Source organism: Agromyces chromiiresistens, assembly GCF_029167465.1.
GTDB classification, from domain to species: domain Bacteria; phylum Actinomycetota; class Actinomycetes; order Actinomycetales; family Microbacteriaceae; genus Agromyces; species Agromyces chromiiresistens.
In genome coordinates, this window is record NZ_JARFNL010000001.1 from 727,882 (window position 1) to 742,477 (window position 14,596).

Here is a 14,596-nt window from a genome sequence, read left to right on the forward strand (position 1 = left end):
AGAACAGCAATGTGAAGGAGCCCGAGGTGACTGCAGAGGCACCCGTCGAGACGGCTGCGGCTTCGGAGCCGGCCCGCAACGAGCGCGACTCGCGCCGTGGTGGCCGCGACCGCAACCAGGGCGGCCGCGACCGCGGCGGCCGCGACGCCGAGAAGAGCCAGTTCCTCGAGCGCGTCGTCACCATCAACCGCGTGTCGAAGGTCGTCAAGGGCGGCCGTCGCTTCAGCTTCACGGCGCTCGTCGTCGTGGGTGACGGCAACGGTCTCGTCGGCGTCGGCTACGGCAAGGCGCGCGAGGTCCCGACGGCGATCTCGAAGGGCGTCGAGGAGGCGAAGAAGAACTTCTTCCGCGTCCCGCGCGTCGGCACCACCATCCCGCACCCCGTGCAGGGCGAGGCCGCTGCCGGCGTCGTGCTCCTGCGTCCGGCTTCGCCCGGTACCGGTGTCATCGCCGGTGGTCCGGTGCGCGCCGTGCTCGAGTGCGCCGGCATCCACGACGTGCTGTCGAAGTCGCTCGGCTCGTCGAACACGATCAACATCGTGCACGCCACGGTCGAGTCGCTCAAGCAGCTCGAGGAGCCGCGTGCCGTCGCCGCCCGTCGTGGTCTCGACTACGACGAGGTCGCCCCGGCGCGCCTCATCCGTGCCGAGGCACAGGCGGCCGAGGCCGCTGCAGCAGCGAAGGCAGGTGCCTGATGGCCAAGCAGCTCAAGGTGACCCAGATCAAGTCCAAGGTGAGCGAGAAGCAGTACCAGCGTGACACGCTGCGCAGCCTCGGGCTCAAGCGAATCGGCCAGTCGGTCGTGCGTGAGGACACCCCGCAGAACCGCGGGTACGTCAACACCGTCGCTCACCTCGTGAAGGTTGAGGAGATTGACTAATGGCTGACGAGAAGAACGTCGCCGAGGAGACCCCGAAGAAGGCTCCGGCCAAGAAGGCGCCCGCCAAGGCGGCTGCCGAGAAGGCCCCGGCCGAGAAGGCTCCTGCGAAGAAGGCTCCGGCGAAGGCCGCTGCCGCGAAGTCCGACAGCGCTGCGGCCGAGAAGGCCCCTGCGAAGAAGGCTCCCGCGAAGAAGGCGGCCCCCAAGGCCGACGTCGCGGAGAAGCGCGAGCAGGTCCTGAAGGTGCACCACCTGCGCCCGGCGCCCGGCGCCAAGAAGGACAAGACCCGCGTCGGTCGCGGTGAGGGTTCGAAGGGCAAGACCGCCGGTCGCGGCACCAAGGGCACGAAGGCCCGCAACACGGTGCGCCCCGGCTTCGAGGGCGGCCAGCTTCCGTACCACATGCGTGCGCCGAAGCTCCGCGGCTTCAAGAACCCCTTCCGCGTCGAGTACCAGGTCGTCAACCTGGACAAGCTCGCCGAGCTCTACCCGAAGGGCGGAGACGTCACCGTCGCCGACCTCGTCGAGAAGGGTGCGGTCCGCAAGAACGAGCGCGTCAAGGTGCTCGGCAACGGCGACCTGCAGGTGAAGCTCAACGTGGCCGTCGACAAGGTCTCCGGCTCGGCCGAGCAGAAGATCGTCGCCGCCGGCGGCTCGGTCAAGTAAGACCGGACTCACGATTGGTTCGAGCCAGTCGGGACCTCGCGTAGGATTAGCGGGGTCTCGACTGGCTCGAGTCGTATACGAACGAACTCCGCGTGCCGCACCGGCGCCTAGCGCGGAGCAACAGGAGGACGAGTGTTCAACGCCATCGGGCGGATCTTCCGCACGCCGGATCTTCGCCGCAAGCTCGGGTTCACGCTGGGCATCGTGGCCCTGTTCCGGCTCGGATCCTTCATCCCCGCGCCGTTCGTCGACTTCGGCAACGTGCAGCAGTGCCTCGCGGCCAATGCCGCCGCAGGCGCGACGGGCCTCTACGACCTCGTGAACCTGTTCTCGGGCGGTGCGCTGCTGCAGCTCTCGGTCTTCGCGCTCGGCATCATGCCGTACATCACCGCGTCGATCATCGTGCAGCTGCTCCGCGTCGTGATCCCCCACTTCGAGACCCTCTACAAGGAGGGCCAGGCGGGCCAGGGCAAGCTCACGCAGTACACCCGCTACCTCACGATCGCCCTCGGCGTCCTGCAGTCGACGACGCTCATCACGGTCGCCCGCTCCGGCGCGCTCTTCCCGACGGCCGACCCGGCGTGCTCCGCCCTCATCACGAACGACGCCTGGTACGCGATCCTCCTGATGGTGATCACGATGACCGCCGGTACGGGCCTCATCATGTGGATGGGTGAGCTCATCACCGAGCGCGGCATCGGCAACGGCATGTCGCTCCTCATCTTCACGTCGATCGCCGCCCAGTTCCCCGGCTCGCTCTGGGCCATCGGCATCGCCCGCGGTTGGGACGTCTTCGCGATCGTCATCCTCGTCGGACTCGCGATCGTCGTCGCGGTCGTCTTCGTCGAGCAATCGCAACGGCGCATCCCGGTGCAGTACGCGAAGCGCATGGTCGGCCGCCGCACCTACGGCGGCAACAACACCTACATCCCGATCAAGGTCAACATGGCCGGCGTCGTGCCCGTCATCTTCGCCTCGTCGCTGCTGTACCTGCCGGCGCTCATCGCGCAGTTCAACCAGGCGAAGCAGGGCGAGGACCCCCAGGCCTGGGTCGTGTGGATCACGAACTACCTGACCAAGGGCGACCACCCGCTCTACATGCTGCTCTACTTCCTGCTCATCGTCGGGTTCACCTACTTCTACGTCGCGATCACCTTCAACCCCGACGAGGTGTCGGAGAACATGAAGAAGTACGGCGGGTTCATCCCGGGCATCCGTGCCGGCCGTCCGACTGCCGAATACCTCGACTACGTGCTCACGCGCATCACCGCGCCGGGTTCGATCTACCTCGGCCTCATCGCCCTCATCCCGCTCATCGCGTTCTCGATGGTCGGCGCGAACCAGAACTTCCCGTTCGGCGGCGCGTCCATCCTGATCATCGTCGGCGTCGGGCTCGAGACGGTGAAGCAGATCGACGCCCAGCTCCAGCAGCGACACTACGAAGGACTTCTCCGATGACGCCGACCTCCGCGAGCGGGGCCGCCGCGACCTCGGCCCGTTTCCTGATCGTCGGACCGCAGGGCTCCGGCAAGGGCACGCAGGGCGTGCTCGTCGCCGCCGCCTTCGGCGTGCCCCAGGTCGCCACGGGCGACATCTTCCGCGCGAACGTCGCGGGCGGCACCGAGCTCGGCAAGCGGGTCCAGGCGATCATCGAGGCGGGCGACCTGGTGCCAGACGCGCTCACGAGCGAGCTCGTGCGCGACCGGCTCCAGCAGCCCGATGCCTCGGCCGGGTTCCTCCTCGACGGCTACCCGCGCAATCGGGGCCAGGTCGACGACCTCGACGAGTTCCTCGCCTCGCGCGGCGAATCGCTCGACGCCGTCATCGAACTCGAGGTGCCGCGCGACGAGTCGATCAAGCGCATCCACCAGCGCGCCGTCGAGCAGGGCCGCACGGACGACACCGAAGAGGTGATCGCCAACCGTCTCGCGATCTACGAGCGCGAGACCGCACCGATCCTCGACGTGTACCGTGCACGGGGGCTCGTCCTCCGCATCGACGGCGTCGGCGCCCTCGCCGACGTCACGGCGCGCATCTTCGAGGCGCTCGCGGCACGGGGGCTTGCTCCGCGCCACCCGGGCGCCGCGGCCTGAGCGCGGTGTTCCGCCGCTCGATCTACAAGTCGCCGGCCGATCTCCGCGCGATGGTCGCGGCCGGCCGGGCGACGGCCGGCGCCCTCGTCGAGGCCCGACGCCGCGTCGTGCCGGGGGCGACGGGGCTCGAACTCGACGCCGCCGCCGAGCGGGCGATCGTCGCGGCCGGCGGCCGATCGAACTTCAAGCTCGTGCCGGGGTACCGGCACACGCTGTGCGTCTCGGTGAACGACGACATCGTGCACGGCATCCCGGGTGATCGCCCGTTCCGCGCCGGCGACCTGGTGTCGGTCGACGGCGGAGCCGACGTGGGCGGCTGGAACGGCGACTCGGCGTTCAGCCTGGTCATCCCCGATCCCGCCCGGCCCGAGATCGTGGCGGCGCGCGAGGAGCTCTCGCGGGTGACCGAGGCCGCGCTGTGGCATGGCATCGCGACGCTCGCCCGGGCATCGCACCTCAACGAGGTGGGCGCCGCGATCGAGGAGTACGTCACGGGCGAGGGCGACTACGGCATCCTCACCGATTACGTCGGCCACGGCATCGGTCGTCAGATGCACGAGGAGCCGCCGGTGTTCAACTACCGGGTCGATCGCAAGGGGCCCGCGGTGAAGCCCGGCCTCGTCGTCGCGATCGAGCCGATGCTCGTCGCGGGCGCCGTCGACACGTTCGTGCGCGACGACGACTGGACGGTGACGACCGCCGACGGCGCCGATGCCGCCCACTGGGAGCACAGCGTCGCGGTGCACGCGGGTGGGATCTGGGTGCTCACCGCGGAGGACGGCGGCGCAGCGGGCCTGGCCCCGTTCGGCATCGTTCCGGCGCCGATCGCCTGATCGCCGAATCGCCGGAGCCTCCGCGCGCACCGCGGGATAGGGTGAACGGGGGAGCGCTTCGCGCGGCCCCCGACGACTCGAACCGGGGGTTCTGCAGATGGAGATCATCGGGACGGGCATCGGTCGAGGGGTCGCAGTCGGCCCGGTCGCCCGGATGGCGCCGCCGCAGCCCGAACCGTCGTCGGCGCCGAGCGCGATCGGCGCGGACGACGAGCTCGCTCGGGCCGAGGCCGCCGCAGCGGCGGTCGCCGCCGAGCTCCGTCGTCGCTCAGCGGATACGACCGGCGCCGCCCACGACGTGCTCGAGGCGCAGGCGCTCATCCTGGAGGACCCGGCCGTGCACGCGAGCGTCACCGAGCGCCTCGCCGCCGGGATCACGGCCGAACGCGCCGTCTTCGACGCGTTCGCGGGCTATCGCGACCTGCTCGCGGGCATGGGGGGCTATCTCGCGGAACGGGCGAACGACCTCGAAGACCTCGCGCGGCGCGTGATCGCGGAGCTGCACGATGTTCCGGCGCCCGGCGTGCCCGACCCCGGGCATCCGTTCGTGCTCGTCGCCCATGATCTCGCGCCCGCCGACACCGCCACGCTCGATCTCGACCGGGTGCTCGCCATCGTGACCGTCGAGGGCGGCCCGACCTCGCACACGGCGATCCTCGCGCGGGAGAAGGGGCTCGTCGCCGTGGTGGGTGCCGCCGGCGCCGCCGGGCTCGTCGACGGCGAGACGGTCGTCGTCGACGCCGATGCCGGACGGGTCACGCGCGAGCCCGACGCGGTCGCGCTCGAGGCGGCCTCCGAACGGCGCGCGCGGCTCGCCGAAGAGGCCGACGCCCCCGTCGGCCCCGGGCGCCTCGCCGACGGCACGGCCGTGCTGCTGCAGGCGAACCTCGGCGACCCGTCGGGCGCGGCGGAGGCCCTCCGGCTGGGAGCGGAGGGGGTGGGCCTCTTCCGTACCGAGTTCCTCTTCCTCGACGCCGAGCGTGCGCCGTCGCGAGTCGCGCAGCAGGCGGCGTACGAGGCGCTCTTCGCCGCGTTCGAGGGGCAACGCGTCGTCGTGCGGGTGCTCGACGCCGGCGCCGACAAGCCGTTGGCCTTCCTCGGCATCCGGCACGAGGCCAATCCGGCGCTCGGGGTGCGCGGAATCCGCGCGCTGCGACAGGCGGAGCCCGTGCTGCGCGACCAGCTCGCGGCCCTCGGCGCAGCGGCCGCCGGGCACACGGTCGACCTCAGGGTGATGGCGCCGATGGTCGCGACGGCCGAGGAGGCGAGGTACTTCGCAGACCTCGTCCGCGAGGCCGGGCTGCCGTCGGCGGGTGTGATGATCGAGGTGCCGGCGGCGGCGCTCGCCGCGCGGCACGTGCTCGCCGCCGTCGACTTCGCCTCGATCGGCACCAATGACCTGACCCAGTACACGATGGCCGCCGACCGCGAGCTCGCGGGTGCCGCCGAACTGCAGGACCCGTGGCACCCGGCGGTGCTCCGGCTCATCGGCGAGGTCGGCGAGGCCGGTGCCGCGCTCGGCCGACCGATCGGCGTGTGCGGCGAGGCCGCCGCAGATCCGCTCCTCGCCGTCGTGCTCGTCGGCCTCGGGGCCACGAGCCTGTCGATGTCGGCCTCGGCGCTCGCCGGCGTACGGGCGGGCCTCGCGCGGGTGACCACCTCCGACGCGCGGCGGATCGCGCGCGCCGCACTCGTCGCGGAGGACGCCCGGGCCGCCCGGGCCGCAGCCGCCGACGAGGCGGCGTACACGCGCGATTGAGCCGCTGCCGCGGCATCCGAGGTCGTTCTGGCCGGGTCCCGGCCCGTCGGGTGCGCCTCGACTGGCGAAACCGGCGGAAATGTCCTAAAGTTGACCCTTGGTGTTCTGCCCGCCTGCCTCGGCGTGCCCGACGACCGGCCCTGCGGCCGGAACGCGGTCGCCCGGGGCCTCGTGTGCAGCATCATCGCACGACCAGCATCCCCAACTCCAAGCGATAGTGAGGCTATGGCCAAGAAAGACGGCGTCATCGAGATCGAAGGCTCGGTCATCGAGGCACTCCCGAACGCGATGTTCCGGGTGGAACTGACCAACGGGCACAAGGTCCTCGCGCACATCTCAGGAAAGATGCGCCAGCACTACATCCGCATCCTCCCCGAGGACCGCGTGATCGTGGAGCTGAGCCCGTACGACCTGACGCGCGGCCGCATCGTCTACCGCTACAAGTAAGGGCTGCCGGAAAGTAACGGCCCGCGGCACCCCGCGGGTACGAGGACAGCGATCCAAGAGGAACCACTGTGAAGGTCAACCCCAGCGTCAAGCGCATCTGCGACAAGTGCAAGGTCATCCGCCGCCACGGCCGCGTGATGGTCATCTGCGAGAACCCTCGCCACAAGCAGCGCCAGGGCTAGTCGCGAGACGCCGGGGCGTGCCCGCGTGCGCGCCCCGGAGCACACAACTGAACACCGAATCGGCACTGCCAGAACCCGCTCCGTGCGGGGGACACCTCGGGACGGAGGCCCGGGCACCGGCAGTGCTCCACACCTCCACTTCGAAAACAGGAGAAGCCACAACATGGCACGTCTGGCAGGAGTCGACATCCCGCGCGAGAAGCGCGTGGAGATCGCACTGACGTACATCTACGGCGTCGGCCGCACTCGCGCGCTGACGACCCTCGCGGAGACCGGCATCGACGGCAACATCCGCGTGAAGGACCTCACCGACGACCAGCTCGTCGCCCTCCGCGACTACATCGAGGGCAACTTCAAGGTCGAGGGCGACCTCCGCCGCGAGGTGGCCGCCGACATCCGCCGCAAGGTCGAGATCGGCTCGTACGAGGGTCTGCGCCACCGCCGGGGCCTCCCGGTCCGCGGTCAGCGCACCAAGACCAACGCTCGCACCCGCAAGGGCCCGAAGCGCACCGTCGCCGGCAAGAAGAAGCCCGGCCGCAAGTAACCGCTCGTCGCCAGATCTAGGAGATTTCACACATGGCAGCACCCAAGGCGGCTACTCGCAAGCCGCGCAAGAAGGAAAAGAAGAACATCGCCGTGGGCCAGGCCCACATCAAGTCGACGTTCAACAACACGATCGTCTCGATCACCGACACCAACGGTGCCGTGATCAGCTGGGCCTCCTCCGGCGGCGTCGGCTTCAAGGGCTCGCGCAAGTCGACCCCGTTCGCCGCGCAGCTCGCCGCCGAGTCGGCCGCGCGCCAGGCGCAGGAGCACGGCATGAAGAAGGTCGACGTGTTCGTCAAGGGCCCCGGCTCGGGCCGTGAGACCGCGATCCGCTCGCTCCAGGCCGCGGGCCTCGAGGTCGGCAGCATCAACGACGTGACGCCGCAGGCGCACAACGGCTGCCGCCCGCCGAAGCGCCGCCGCGTCTAACTCCTCCACGCCGCGAGGTCGGCCGGAACGCGCGTTCCGGCCGACCACGCGGCATCCGTTCTCTCACAACTCAAGATCCTCGACCTCGCAGGTGTCATATAGCGGACACCCTGCCGAAAGGAATCAACAGTGCTGATCGCACAGCGCCCGACGCTCACCGAAGAGAACATCTCGGAGTTCCGTTCGCGTTTCGTGATCGAGCCCCTCGAGCCGGGCTTCGGTTACACCCTCGGCAACTCGCTTCGCCGTACCCTCCTCTCCTCGATCCCCGGCGCGGCCGTGACGAGCATCCGCATCGACGGCGTGCTGCACGAGTTCTCGACGGTGCCCGGGGTGAAGGAGGACGTCACCGAGATCATCCTCAACATCAAGAACCTGGTCGTCTCCAGCGAGCACGACGAGCCCATCACCGCGTACCTGCGCAAGCAGGGTGCCGGTGAGGTCACCGCCGCCGACATCTCGGCTCCGGCCGGCGTCGAGGTGCACAACCCCGAGCTCGTCATCGCGACGCTCAACGACTCGGCGAAGTTCGAGCTCGAGCTCACGATCGAGCGCGGCCGCGGCTACGTCTCGGCTTCGCAGAACCGCAACGAGTACTCGGAGGCCGGCCAGATCCCGGTCGACTCGATCTACTCGCCGGTGCTCAAGGTCACCTACCGCGTCGAGGCCACCCGTGCCGGCGAGCGCACCGACTTCGACCGCCTCGTGGTCGACGTCGAGACGAAGCCGGCGATCTCGCCGCGCGACGCCATCGCCTCGGCCGGTCGCACCCTCACCGAGCTGTTCGGCCTCGCGCGCGAGCTGAACACCGCGGCCGAGGGCATCGAGATCGGCCCCGCGCCGGTCGACGCCGTGCTCTCGAGCGAGCTCTCGATCCCGATCGAGGACCTCGACCTGTCGGTGCGCAGCTACAACTGCCTGAAGCGCGAGGGCATCAACACGGTGTCGGAGCTCGTCGCCCTCAGCGAGTCGCAGCTCATGAACATCCGCAACTTCGGTCAGAAGTCGGTCGACGAGGTCAAGGACAAGCTCACCGAGATGGGCCTGTCGCTGAAGGACTCGGTTCCCGGCTTCGACGGCGCCCACTTCTACACGGGCTTCGACGACGAGAACTAGGCCGCAGCGCCTGCCCGACCCCCTCACTACCTGGAGATAACGAACCATGCCGAAGCCCACCAAGGGCCCCCGCCTCGGAGGCGGACCCGCGCACGAGCGACTGATGCTCGCGAACCTCGCGGCTGCGCTCTTCACGCACAAGAGCATCACCACCACCGAGACCAAGGCCAAGCGGCTCCGCCCGCTCGCCGAGCGCCTCGTCACCTTCGCGAAGCGCGGCGACCTGCACGCCCGCCGTCGCGTGCTCGCCGTGATCGGCGACAAGGCCGTCGTGCACGAGCTGTTCGCGGTCATCGCGCCGCAGGTCGCCGACCGTGAGGGCGGCTACACCCGCATCACGAAGATCGGCAACCGCAAGGGCGACAACGCGCCCATGGCGGTCATCGAGCTCGTGCTCGAGCCGGTCGTGAAGAAGCAGCGCGCCGCCAAGCCGGCCGCCGCCGCGCCGGTCGTCGACGAGGCGCCCGCCGCTGACGAGACCGCTGCCGACGAGGTCGTGACCGAGGCCGAGGCCGCGGTCGACGAGGCCGCCGGCGCCGAGGCGTCGGAGGAGTCGGCCGAGGCTCCCGCCGAGGAGACCGAGGCGGCCGAGGCCAAGTAGCCTCGCCCAGCACCGACGACGGGCCCCTGTGCATTGCGCACAGGGGCCCGTTCGCATCTGTGCCACAATCGTCGTCGCGAGCGGATCGACCGGCTCGCCGAGGGCCGGGCCGCCGAACGCGCGGCCGCCGTCGAGACGGAAGGAACGGCGTGCGCGCACCGGTGCGGATCCCCGAGGACCGCGACCTCTCGATCGACTTCGCCCGTGCGATGTGCCTCCCCGTCGTCGTCGTCCTGCACGCCATGCAGATGGGCATCGGCGGTGACCCGCTTCGCGCGTTCAACGCGCTCGACGGCTTCGAGCCGCTCGCCTGGGCGACCTGGCCGCTCATGATCATGCCGGTGTTCTTCATCTGCGGCGGGTTCGCGTCGATCACGCAGTGGCGTCGCCTGCGAGGGCACGGCGAGACCGTCGCGCACTACATCAGGGTGCGGGCGGTGCGCCTCGCGCAGCCCGTCGTCTCGGTGACCGCGGCCGTCGGCCTCGTGCTCGCGCTCATGCTCGCATCCGGCGCCGACCCCGGGTTCGTGCAGGGCTTCGCCCTGCGGCTCGCCGAGCCGCTCTGGTTCATCCCCGTCTACCTCATCTGCACCGCGCTGGTGCCGGTGATGTCGTGGCTGCACCGGCACGCGCCATGGCCGACGTACCTCGGCCTCGCCGGTGCCGCGGCGGTCGTCGATGCGTCGACCCGCGGCGCGGGCCTGCCGCTCGGCGCACTCAACTGGGTCTTCGTCTGGCTGTTCGCGCAGCAGCTCGGCTTCGGGCTGCGCGACGGCTGGTTCGCCCGTCGGTCGCCGTGGCTGCTCGCGGGCCTCGCGATCGGTGCCTACGGGTTCATCGGCGTACTCGTCGCCGGGTTCGGCTACTCGCACGACATGCTCGACAACCTCAACCCGCCGAGCGTCGCGATCCTCGCCCTCGCGCTCGGCCAGGTCTGCCTGTTCGCCCTGCTCCAGCCGGCGGTCAGGCGGTTCGTCGGACACCGGGCCGTGCTCGGGCTCGTCTTCGTGTTCGGCGTGTACGGCATGGTCATCTATCTCTGGCACACCTTCGCGATGGCCGTCGTCACGGCCGCCCAGCTCACGATCGGCCTGCCCTTCCCGCCCGTGCTGTCGCCGACGTGGTGGGCGACGCGGCCGTTGTGGATCCTCGCGATCGCCATCGTGATCGCCGGATGCTGCCTCGTCGTGCCGAAGCTCGAGGCGCACTGGCCGGCGCCGGTCGAACGACGGACGCCCCTCGTGATGGTGGTGACCTGGGCGCTCTGCGCGGTCGCCGGCGTGGGCGTGTTCCTGACGATGGGCTACGTGCCGCTGGTGCACGGCCTGCTGGGCTGGTCGCTGGTGACGCTCGCGGTGATCGCCCTCATCGTCGGAGGGCCCGGGCCGCGCGCGCCGCGCCCCCGCGCCGACGAGGTCGACGCGGTCGCCGCCGCGGCGCGCGCCTAGGCTGGCGGTATGGTCACGAGCGAGGCGGATGCCGCGGGCACGGCGCCCGCCCCGGCGAACGGAGTGCCGTCCGAGGCCGGCCGGACGCCGGCCGGCGGCTCGGCCGAGGCATCCTCGATCGCCGTGACCGGCAGCGCGGACGAGACGGTGCGCATCCGGCTCGGCATCGCGTACGACGGCACCGACTTCAAGGGCTGGGCGGCGCAACCCCGGCTGCGCACGGTGCAGGGCACGCTCGAGGCCGCGCTCGCGACGCTCTTCCGCCGCGAGCGGGTGCTGCCCCGGCTGACGGTCGCGGGGCGCACCGACGCGGGCGTGCATGCGCTCGGCCAGGTCGCGCACCTCGACGTGCCCGCGGGGGCGCTCTCCGCCGTCACGCGGCCCCGGCGAGGGGAGGCGTCGAGCGGCGTCGCCGACGACCCGGCGGCGGTGCTGCTCCGCCGGCTGACCGGCATCCTCGGCTCCGCCGACGCCGACGTCGTCATCACGCATGCCGCGACCGCGCCTGCCGGGTTCGACGCGCGCTTCTCGGCCGTCTGGCGACGCTACGAGTACCGCATCGCCGACGGCGCGACGCTGCGCGACCCGCTGACGCGCAACCGCACCGTCTGGTATCCGCGCACGCTCGACGTCGACGCGATGGACCGGGCGGCGACGCGACTGCTCGGTCTCCACGACTTCGCCGCGTTCTGCAAGCCGCGCGAGGAGGCGACGACGATCCGCACGCTGCAGGCCTACGGCTGGAGTCGTGGGGAAGGCGGCGTGCTCGTCGCCACGCTGCAGGCCGACGCGTTCTGCCATTCGATGGTGCGGGCGCTCGTCGGCGCGTGCGTCGCGGTGGGGGAGGGCAAGCTCACCGACGACGACCCCGAGCGGCTGCTCGCCGCGGCCGAGCGCACGAGCGCCTTCAAGGTGATGCCGGCGAAGGGGTTGGTGCTCACCGAGGTCGGCTACCCCGGCGACCACGAACTCGAGGCCCGGGCCGCGCAGACGCGGGCGCGCCGGGAACTGCACGTGAGCGGCATCCCGGACCTCGTCGAATGAGGCGCGGATTCTGCAACGCGGGCCGAAGCTGGTAAGCTCTCCCTTTGGTGCCGCACTCTGCGGCGGTACCCGATGTTGAGCCCTCCACCGAGGCGTTCGCGCGCATCGCGCCCGAACACCCCACGGAGTGGGATTCACGAACCCCTCACTCGATCAGAAAGCAGCACTTCCGTGACGCGCACCTACACCCCGAAGTCGAACGAGATCCAGCGCGACTGGGTCGTCATCGACGCGACCGACATCGTGCTCGGTCGTCTCGCGAGCCACTCCGCAGCCCTGCTGCGCGGCAAGCACAAGCCGATCTTCGCCAACCACGTCGACACCGGTGACTTCGTCATCATCGTCAACGCCGAGAAGGTGGCCCTCACGGGCCAGAAGCTCGAGCAGAAGAAGGCGTACCGCCACTCGGGCTACCCGGGCGGCCTCAAGGCCGTCGGCTACGCCGAGCTCCTCGAGAAGAACCCCGTCCGCGCCGTCGAGAAGGCGATCCGCGGCATGCTCCCGAAGAACTCGCTCGGCCGCCAGCAGCTCAAGAAGCTGAAGGTCTACGCCGGCCCGGAGCACCCGCACGCGGCTCAGCAGCCGAAGCCGTACACCCTCACCCAGGTCGCCCAGTAAGCCCGGCGCACTCGACCTTCTCGAACTAAGGATTCACAACCACCATGGCGAAGATCGCAGACCAGATCGACCAGGCTCCTGAGAGCTACACGACCGAGAGCGCCCCGGCGGCTGCTCCGGCGGCCCCCCGCCCCGTCCTCAACGTCTCGGGCGCGGCCGTCGGCCGCCGCAAGCAGGCCATCGCCCGCGTGCGCGTCGTCCCGGGCGCCGGCACCATCACGGTGAACGGCCGCGAGTTCGCGGACTACTTCCCGAACAAGCTCCACCAGCAGCTCATCACCGACCCGTTCACCGTGCTCGAGCTCGCGGGCTCGTACGACGTGATCGCCCGCATCACCGGCGGCGGCCCCTCGGGCCAGGCCGGCGCGCTGCGCCTCGCGATCGCGCGTGCGCTCAACGAGATCGACCGCGAGAACAACCGTCCGACCCTCAAGAAGGCCGGCTTCCTCACGCGTGACGCCCGCGTCATCGAGCGCAAGAAGGCCGGTCTCAAGAAGGCCCGCAAGGCTCCCCAGTTCTCGAAGCGCTAAGTCTTCGGCGAGCCTTTCCGCATGCCTCGGCTTTTCGGAACCGACGGGGTCCGGGGCCTGGCCAACCGTGAACTCACGGCTGACCTGGCCCTGGGCCTCTCCCAGGCGGCTGCCGCCGTCCTCACGCAGGGGCGCCACGCCGACGAGAACCGTGCGGCGGGCAGGCGTCCCGTCGCCGTCGTCGCGCGCGATCCCCGCGTCTCCGGTGAGTTCCTCACCGCAGCGGTCGCGGCCGGCCTCGCGAGCTCCGGCGTCGACGTGCTCGACGCCGGGGTCATCCCGACGCCGGCGACGGCCTTCCTCATCGACTCGATCAAGGCCGACTTCGGCGTCATGATCTCGGCGTCGCACAACCCGGCGCCCGACAACGGCATCAAGTTCTTCTCCTACGGCGGCACGAAGCTGCCCGACGAGGTCGAGGACCGCATCGAGTCGTACCTCGGCAAGCAGAAGCTCGCGCCGGTCGGTGACGGCGTCGGTCGCATCCGCCGCTTCGCCGACGCAGAGGACCGCTACGTCGTGCACCTGCTCGGCACGCTGCCGAACCGGCTGGACGGCATCAAGGTCGTGCTCGACTGCGCCCACGGCGCAGCGGCGGGCGTCTCTCCCGAGACGTTCAAGGACGCCGGCGCCGAAGTCATCGTCATCGGCGCCGACCCCGACGGCATCAACATCAACGACGGCGTAGGTTCGACCCATCTCGACAAGCTGCAGGCCGCCGTGCTCGCGCACGGCGCCGACGTCGGCATCGCGCACGACGGCGACGCCGACCGCTGCCTGGCCGTCGACGCCGCAGGTGAGATCGTCGACGGCGACCGCATCATGGCGATCCTCGCGCTCTCGATGAAGGAGCGCGGCAAGCTCACCGACGACACGCTCGTCGTCACGGTCATGTCGAACCTCGGGCTCAAGCGTGCGATGGCCGAGCACGGCATCCGCATCGTCGAGACGAAGGTCGGTGACCGGTACGTGCTCGAGGCGCTCGCGGCGCACGGGCTCTCCCTCGGCGGCGAGCAGTCGGGCCACGTCATCATGAGCGAGTACGCGACGACCGGCGACGGCGTGCTGACCGGCCTCCACCTGGTGGCCGAGATGGCGCGCACGGGCAAGTCGCTCGCCGAGCTCGCGTCGGTGATGACGGTCTACCCGCAGGTGCTCGTGAACGTGCGCGGGGTCGACCACCACGCGCTCGGTGCGAACGACGGCGTCGCCGCGGCGGTCGAGGCCGCAGAGGCCGAGCTCGGCGACTCGGGTCGCGTGCTGCTGCGCCCGTCGGGCACCGAGCCGATGGTGCGGGTCATGGTCGAGGCGTCCGAGCAGTCGATCGCCGAGCGGCACGCGGCCGCCCTGGCCGAGGTCGTGAAGTCGGAGCTCGCGCTGTAGCGCCGTACGCACCGCAGAATCG

Annotated in this window: 18 protein-coding genes; all 18 read left to right on the forward strand. The window is 70.6% G+C overall.

Annotation, left to right across the window (positions count from 1 at the left end):
- The first annotated feature begins 11 nt into the window (after nucleotides 1-11).
- Nucleotides 12-695, forward strand: coding sequence for a 30S ribosomal protein S5 (gene rpsE / locus PX701_RS03235; protein WP_374201161.1), 684 nt, complete (start codon nucleotides 12-14; stop codon nucleotides 693-695).
- Entirely contained in the window at nucleotides 695-880 is a 186-nt protein-coding gene (rpmD, locus tag PX701_RS03240) for a 50S ribosomal protein L30 (protein WP_022889741.1), read from the forward strand. The genes rpsE and rpmD overlap by 1 nt, the downstream gene beginning before the upstream one ends.
- The gene (rplO, locus tag PX701_RS03245; RefSeq protein ID WP_231430108.1) at nucleotides 880-1,545 is read left to right on the forward strand and encodes a 50S ribosomal protein L15; all 666 of its coding nucleotides are present in this window, start codon (nucleotides 880-882) and stop codon (nucleotides 1,543-1,545) included. Before rpmD ends, rplO begins: the two co-directional genes overlap by 1 nt.
- A 132-nt stretch (nucleotides 1,546-1,677) precedes the next feature.
- Nucleotides 1,678-3,003 (forward strand): preprotein translocase subunit SecY, encoded by a 1,326-nt coding sequence (gene secY / locus PX701_RS03250; RefSeq protein ID WP_231430109.1) that lies wholly within the window; start codon nucleotides 1,678-1,680, stop codon nucleotides 3,001-3,003.
- A complete protein-coding gene (locus PX701_RS03255; protein WP_231430110.1) occupies nucleotides 3,000-3,638 on the forward strand; it encodes an adenylate kinase in 639 nt (212 codons plus the stop codon). Before secY ends, PX701_RS03255 begins: the two co-directional genes overlap by 4 nt.
- A gap of 5 nt (nucleotides 3,639-3,643) precedes the next feature.
- On the forward strand, nucleotides 3,644-4,471 hold the full coding sequence (gene map / locus PX701_RS03260; RefSeq protein WP_275505461.1) for a type I methionyl aminopeptidase: 828 nt from the start codon (nucleotides 3,644-3,646) through the stop codon (nucleotides 4,469-4,471).
- A gap of 97 nt (nucleotides 4,472-4,568) precedes the next feature.
- Nucleotides 4,569-6,230 carry a phosphoenolpyruvate--protein phosphotransferase gene (gene ptsP / locus PX701_RS03265; RefSeq protein ID WP_275505462.1) on the forward strand — a complete coding sequence of 554 codons (1,662 nt, stop codon included), beginning with the start codon at nucleotides 4,569-4,571 and terminating at the stop codon, nucleotides 6,228-6,230.
- 225 nt (nucleotides 6,231-6,455) lie between these two features.
- The gene (gene infA / locus PX701_RS03270; protein ID WP_011186713.1) at nucleotides 6,456-6,677 is read left to right on the forward strand and encodes a translation initiation factor IF-1; all 222 of its coding nucleotides are present in this window, start codon (nucleotides 6,456-6,458) and stop codon (nucleotides 6,675-6,677) included.
- A gap of 68 nt (nucleotides 6,678-6,745) precedes the next feature.
- On the forward strand, nucleotides 6,746-6,859 hold the full coding sequence (gene rpmJ / locus PX701_RS03275; protein ID WP_056734976.1) for a 50S ribosomal protein L36: 114 nt from the start codon (nucleotides 6,746-6,748) through the stop codon (nucleotides 6,857-6,859).
- 163 nt (nucleotides 6,860-7,022) lie between these two features.
- Nucleotides 7,023-7,403 carry a 30S ribosomal protein S13 gene (gene rpsM, locus PX701_RS03280; protein ID WP_231430112.1) on the forward strand — a complete coding sequence of 127 codons (381 nt, stop codon included), beginning with the start codon at nucleotides 7,023-7,025 and terminating at the stop codon, nucleotides 7,401-7,403.
- 32 nt (nucleotides 7,404-7,435) lie between these two features.
- Nucleotides 7,436-7,834, forward strand: coding sequence for a 30S ribosomal protein S11 (gene rpsK, locus PX701_RS03285; RefSeq protein ID WP_022889749.1), 399 nt, complete (start codon nucleotides 7,436-7,438; stop codon nucleotides 7,832-7,834).
- Between the two features lie 129 nt (nucleotides 7,835-7,963).
- Nucleotides 7,964-8,950 carry a DNA-directed RNA polymerase subunit alpha gene (locus PX701_RS03290; RefSeq protein ID WP_204395444.1) on the forward strand — a complete coding sequence of 329 codons (987 nt, stop codon included), beginning with the start codon at nucleotides 7,964-7,966 and terminating at the stop codon, nucleotides 8,948-8,950.
- 46 nt (nucleotides 8,951-8,996) lie between these two features.
- On the forward strand, nucleotides 8,997-9,551 hold the full coding sequence (gene rplQ, locus PX701_RS03295; protein ID WP_231430113.1) for a 50S ribosomal protein L17: 555 nt from the start codon (nucleotides 8,997-8,999) through the stop codon (nucleotides 9,549-9,551).
- Between the two features lie 149 nt (nucleotides 9,552-9,700).
- A complete protein-coding gene (locus PX701_RS03300; protein WP_275505463.1) occupies nucleotides 9,701-10,999 on the forward strand; it encodes an acyltransferase family protein in 1,299 nt (432 codons plus the stop codon).
- Nucleotides 11,000-11,146: 147 nt separating this feature from the next.
- The gene (gene truA / locus PX701_RS03305) at nucleotides 11,147-12,043 is read left to right on the forward strand and encodes a tRNA pseudouridine(38-40) synthase TruA (RefSeq protein ID WP_275505585.1); all 897 of its coding nucleotides are present in this window, start codon (nucleotides 11,147-11,149) and stop codon (nucleotides 12,041-12,043) included.
- A gap of 171 nt (nucleotides 12,044-12,214) precedes the next feature.
- On the forward strand, nucleotides 12,215-12,661 hold the full coding sequence (gene rplM, locus PX701_RS03310) for a 50S ribosomal protein L13 (protein ID WP_231430115.1): 447 nt from the start codon (nucleotides 12,215-12,217) through the stop codon (nucleotides 12,659-12,661).
- Nucleotides 12,662-12,705: 44 nt separating this feature from the next.
- Nucleotides 12,706-13,191 (forward strand): 30S ribosomal protein S9, encoded by a 486-nt coding sequence (rpsI, locus tag PX701_RS03315; protein WP_231430116.1) that lies wholly within the window; start codon nucleotides 12,706-12,708, stop codon nucleotides 13,189-13,191.
- Nucleotides 13,192-13,212: 21 nt separating this feature from the next.
- Nucleotides 13,213-14,574 (forward strand): phosphoglucosamine mutase, encoded by a 1,362-nt coding sequence (gene glmM, locus PX701_RS03320; RefSeq protein ID WP_231430117.1) that lies wholly within the window; start codon nucleotides 13,213-13,215, stop codon nucleotides 14,572-14,574.
- The last annotated feature ends 22 nt before the right edge of the window (nucleotides 14,575-14,596 follow it).

Bases quoted from the DNA above. Each gene is read 5' to 3' on its own strand.
- rpmD (WP_022889741.1), top strand. From the start codon at position 695: ATGGCCAAGCAGCTCAAGGTGACCCAGATCAAGTCCAAGGTGAGCGAG.
- rplO (WP_231430108.1), top strand. From the start codon at position 880: ATGGCTGACGAGAAGAACGTCGCCGAGGAGACCCCGAAGAAGGCTCCG.
- PX701_RS03255 (WP_231430110.1), top strand. From the start codon at position 3,000: ATGACGCCGACCTCCGCGAGCGGGGCCGCCGCGACCTCGGCCCGTTTC.
- ptsP (WP_275505462.1), top strand. From the start codon at position 4,569: ATGGAGATCATCGGGACGGGCATCGGTCGAGGGGTCGCAGTCGGCCCG.
- infA (WP_011186713.1), top strand. From the start codon at position 6,456: ATGGCCAAGAAAGACGGCGTCATCGAGATCGAAGGCTCGGTCATCGAG.
- rpsM (WP_231430112.1), top strand. From the start codon at position 7,023: ATGGCACGTCTGGCAGGAGTCGACATCCCGCGCGAGAAGCGCGTGGAG.
- rpsK (WP_022889749.1), top strand. From the start codon at position 7,436: ATGGCAGCACCCAAGGCGGCTACTCGCAAGCCGCGCAAGAAGGAAAAG.
- rplQ (WP_231430113.1), top strand. From the start codon at position 8,997: ATGCCGAAGCCCACCAAGGGCCCCCGCCTCGGAGGCGGACCCGCGCAC.
- rpsI (WP_231430116.1), top strand. From the start codon at position 12,706: ATGGCGAAGATCGCAGACCAGATCGACCAGGCTCCTGAGAGCTACACG.
- glmM (WP_231430117.1), top strand. From the start codon at position 13,213: ATGCCTCGGCTTTTCGGAACCGACGGGGTCCGGGGCCTGGCCAACCGT.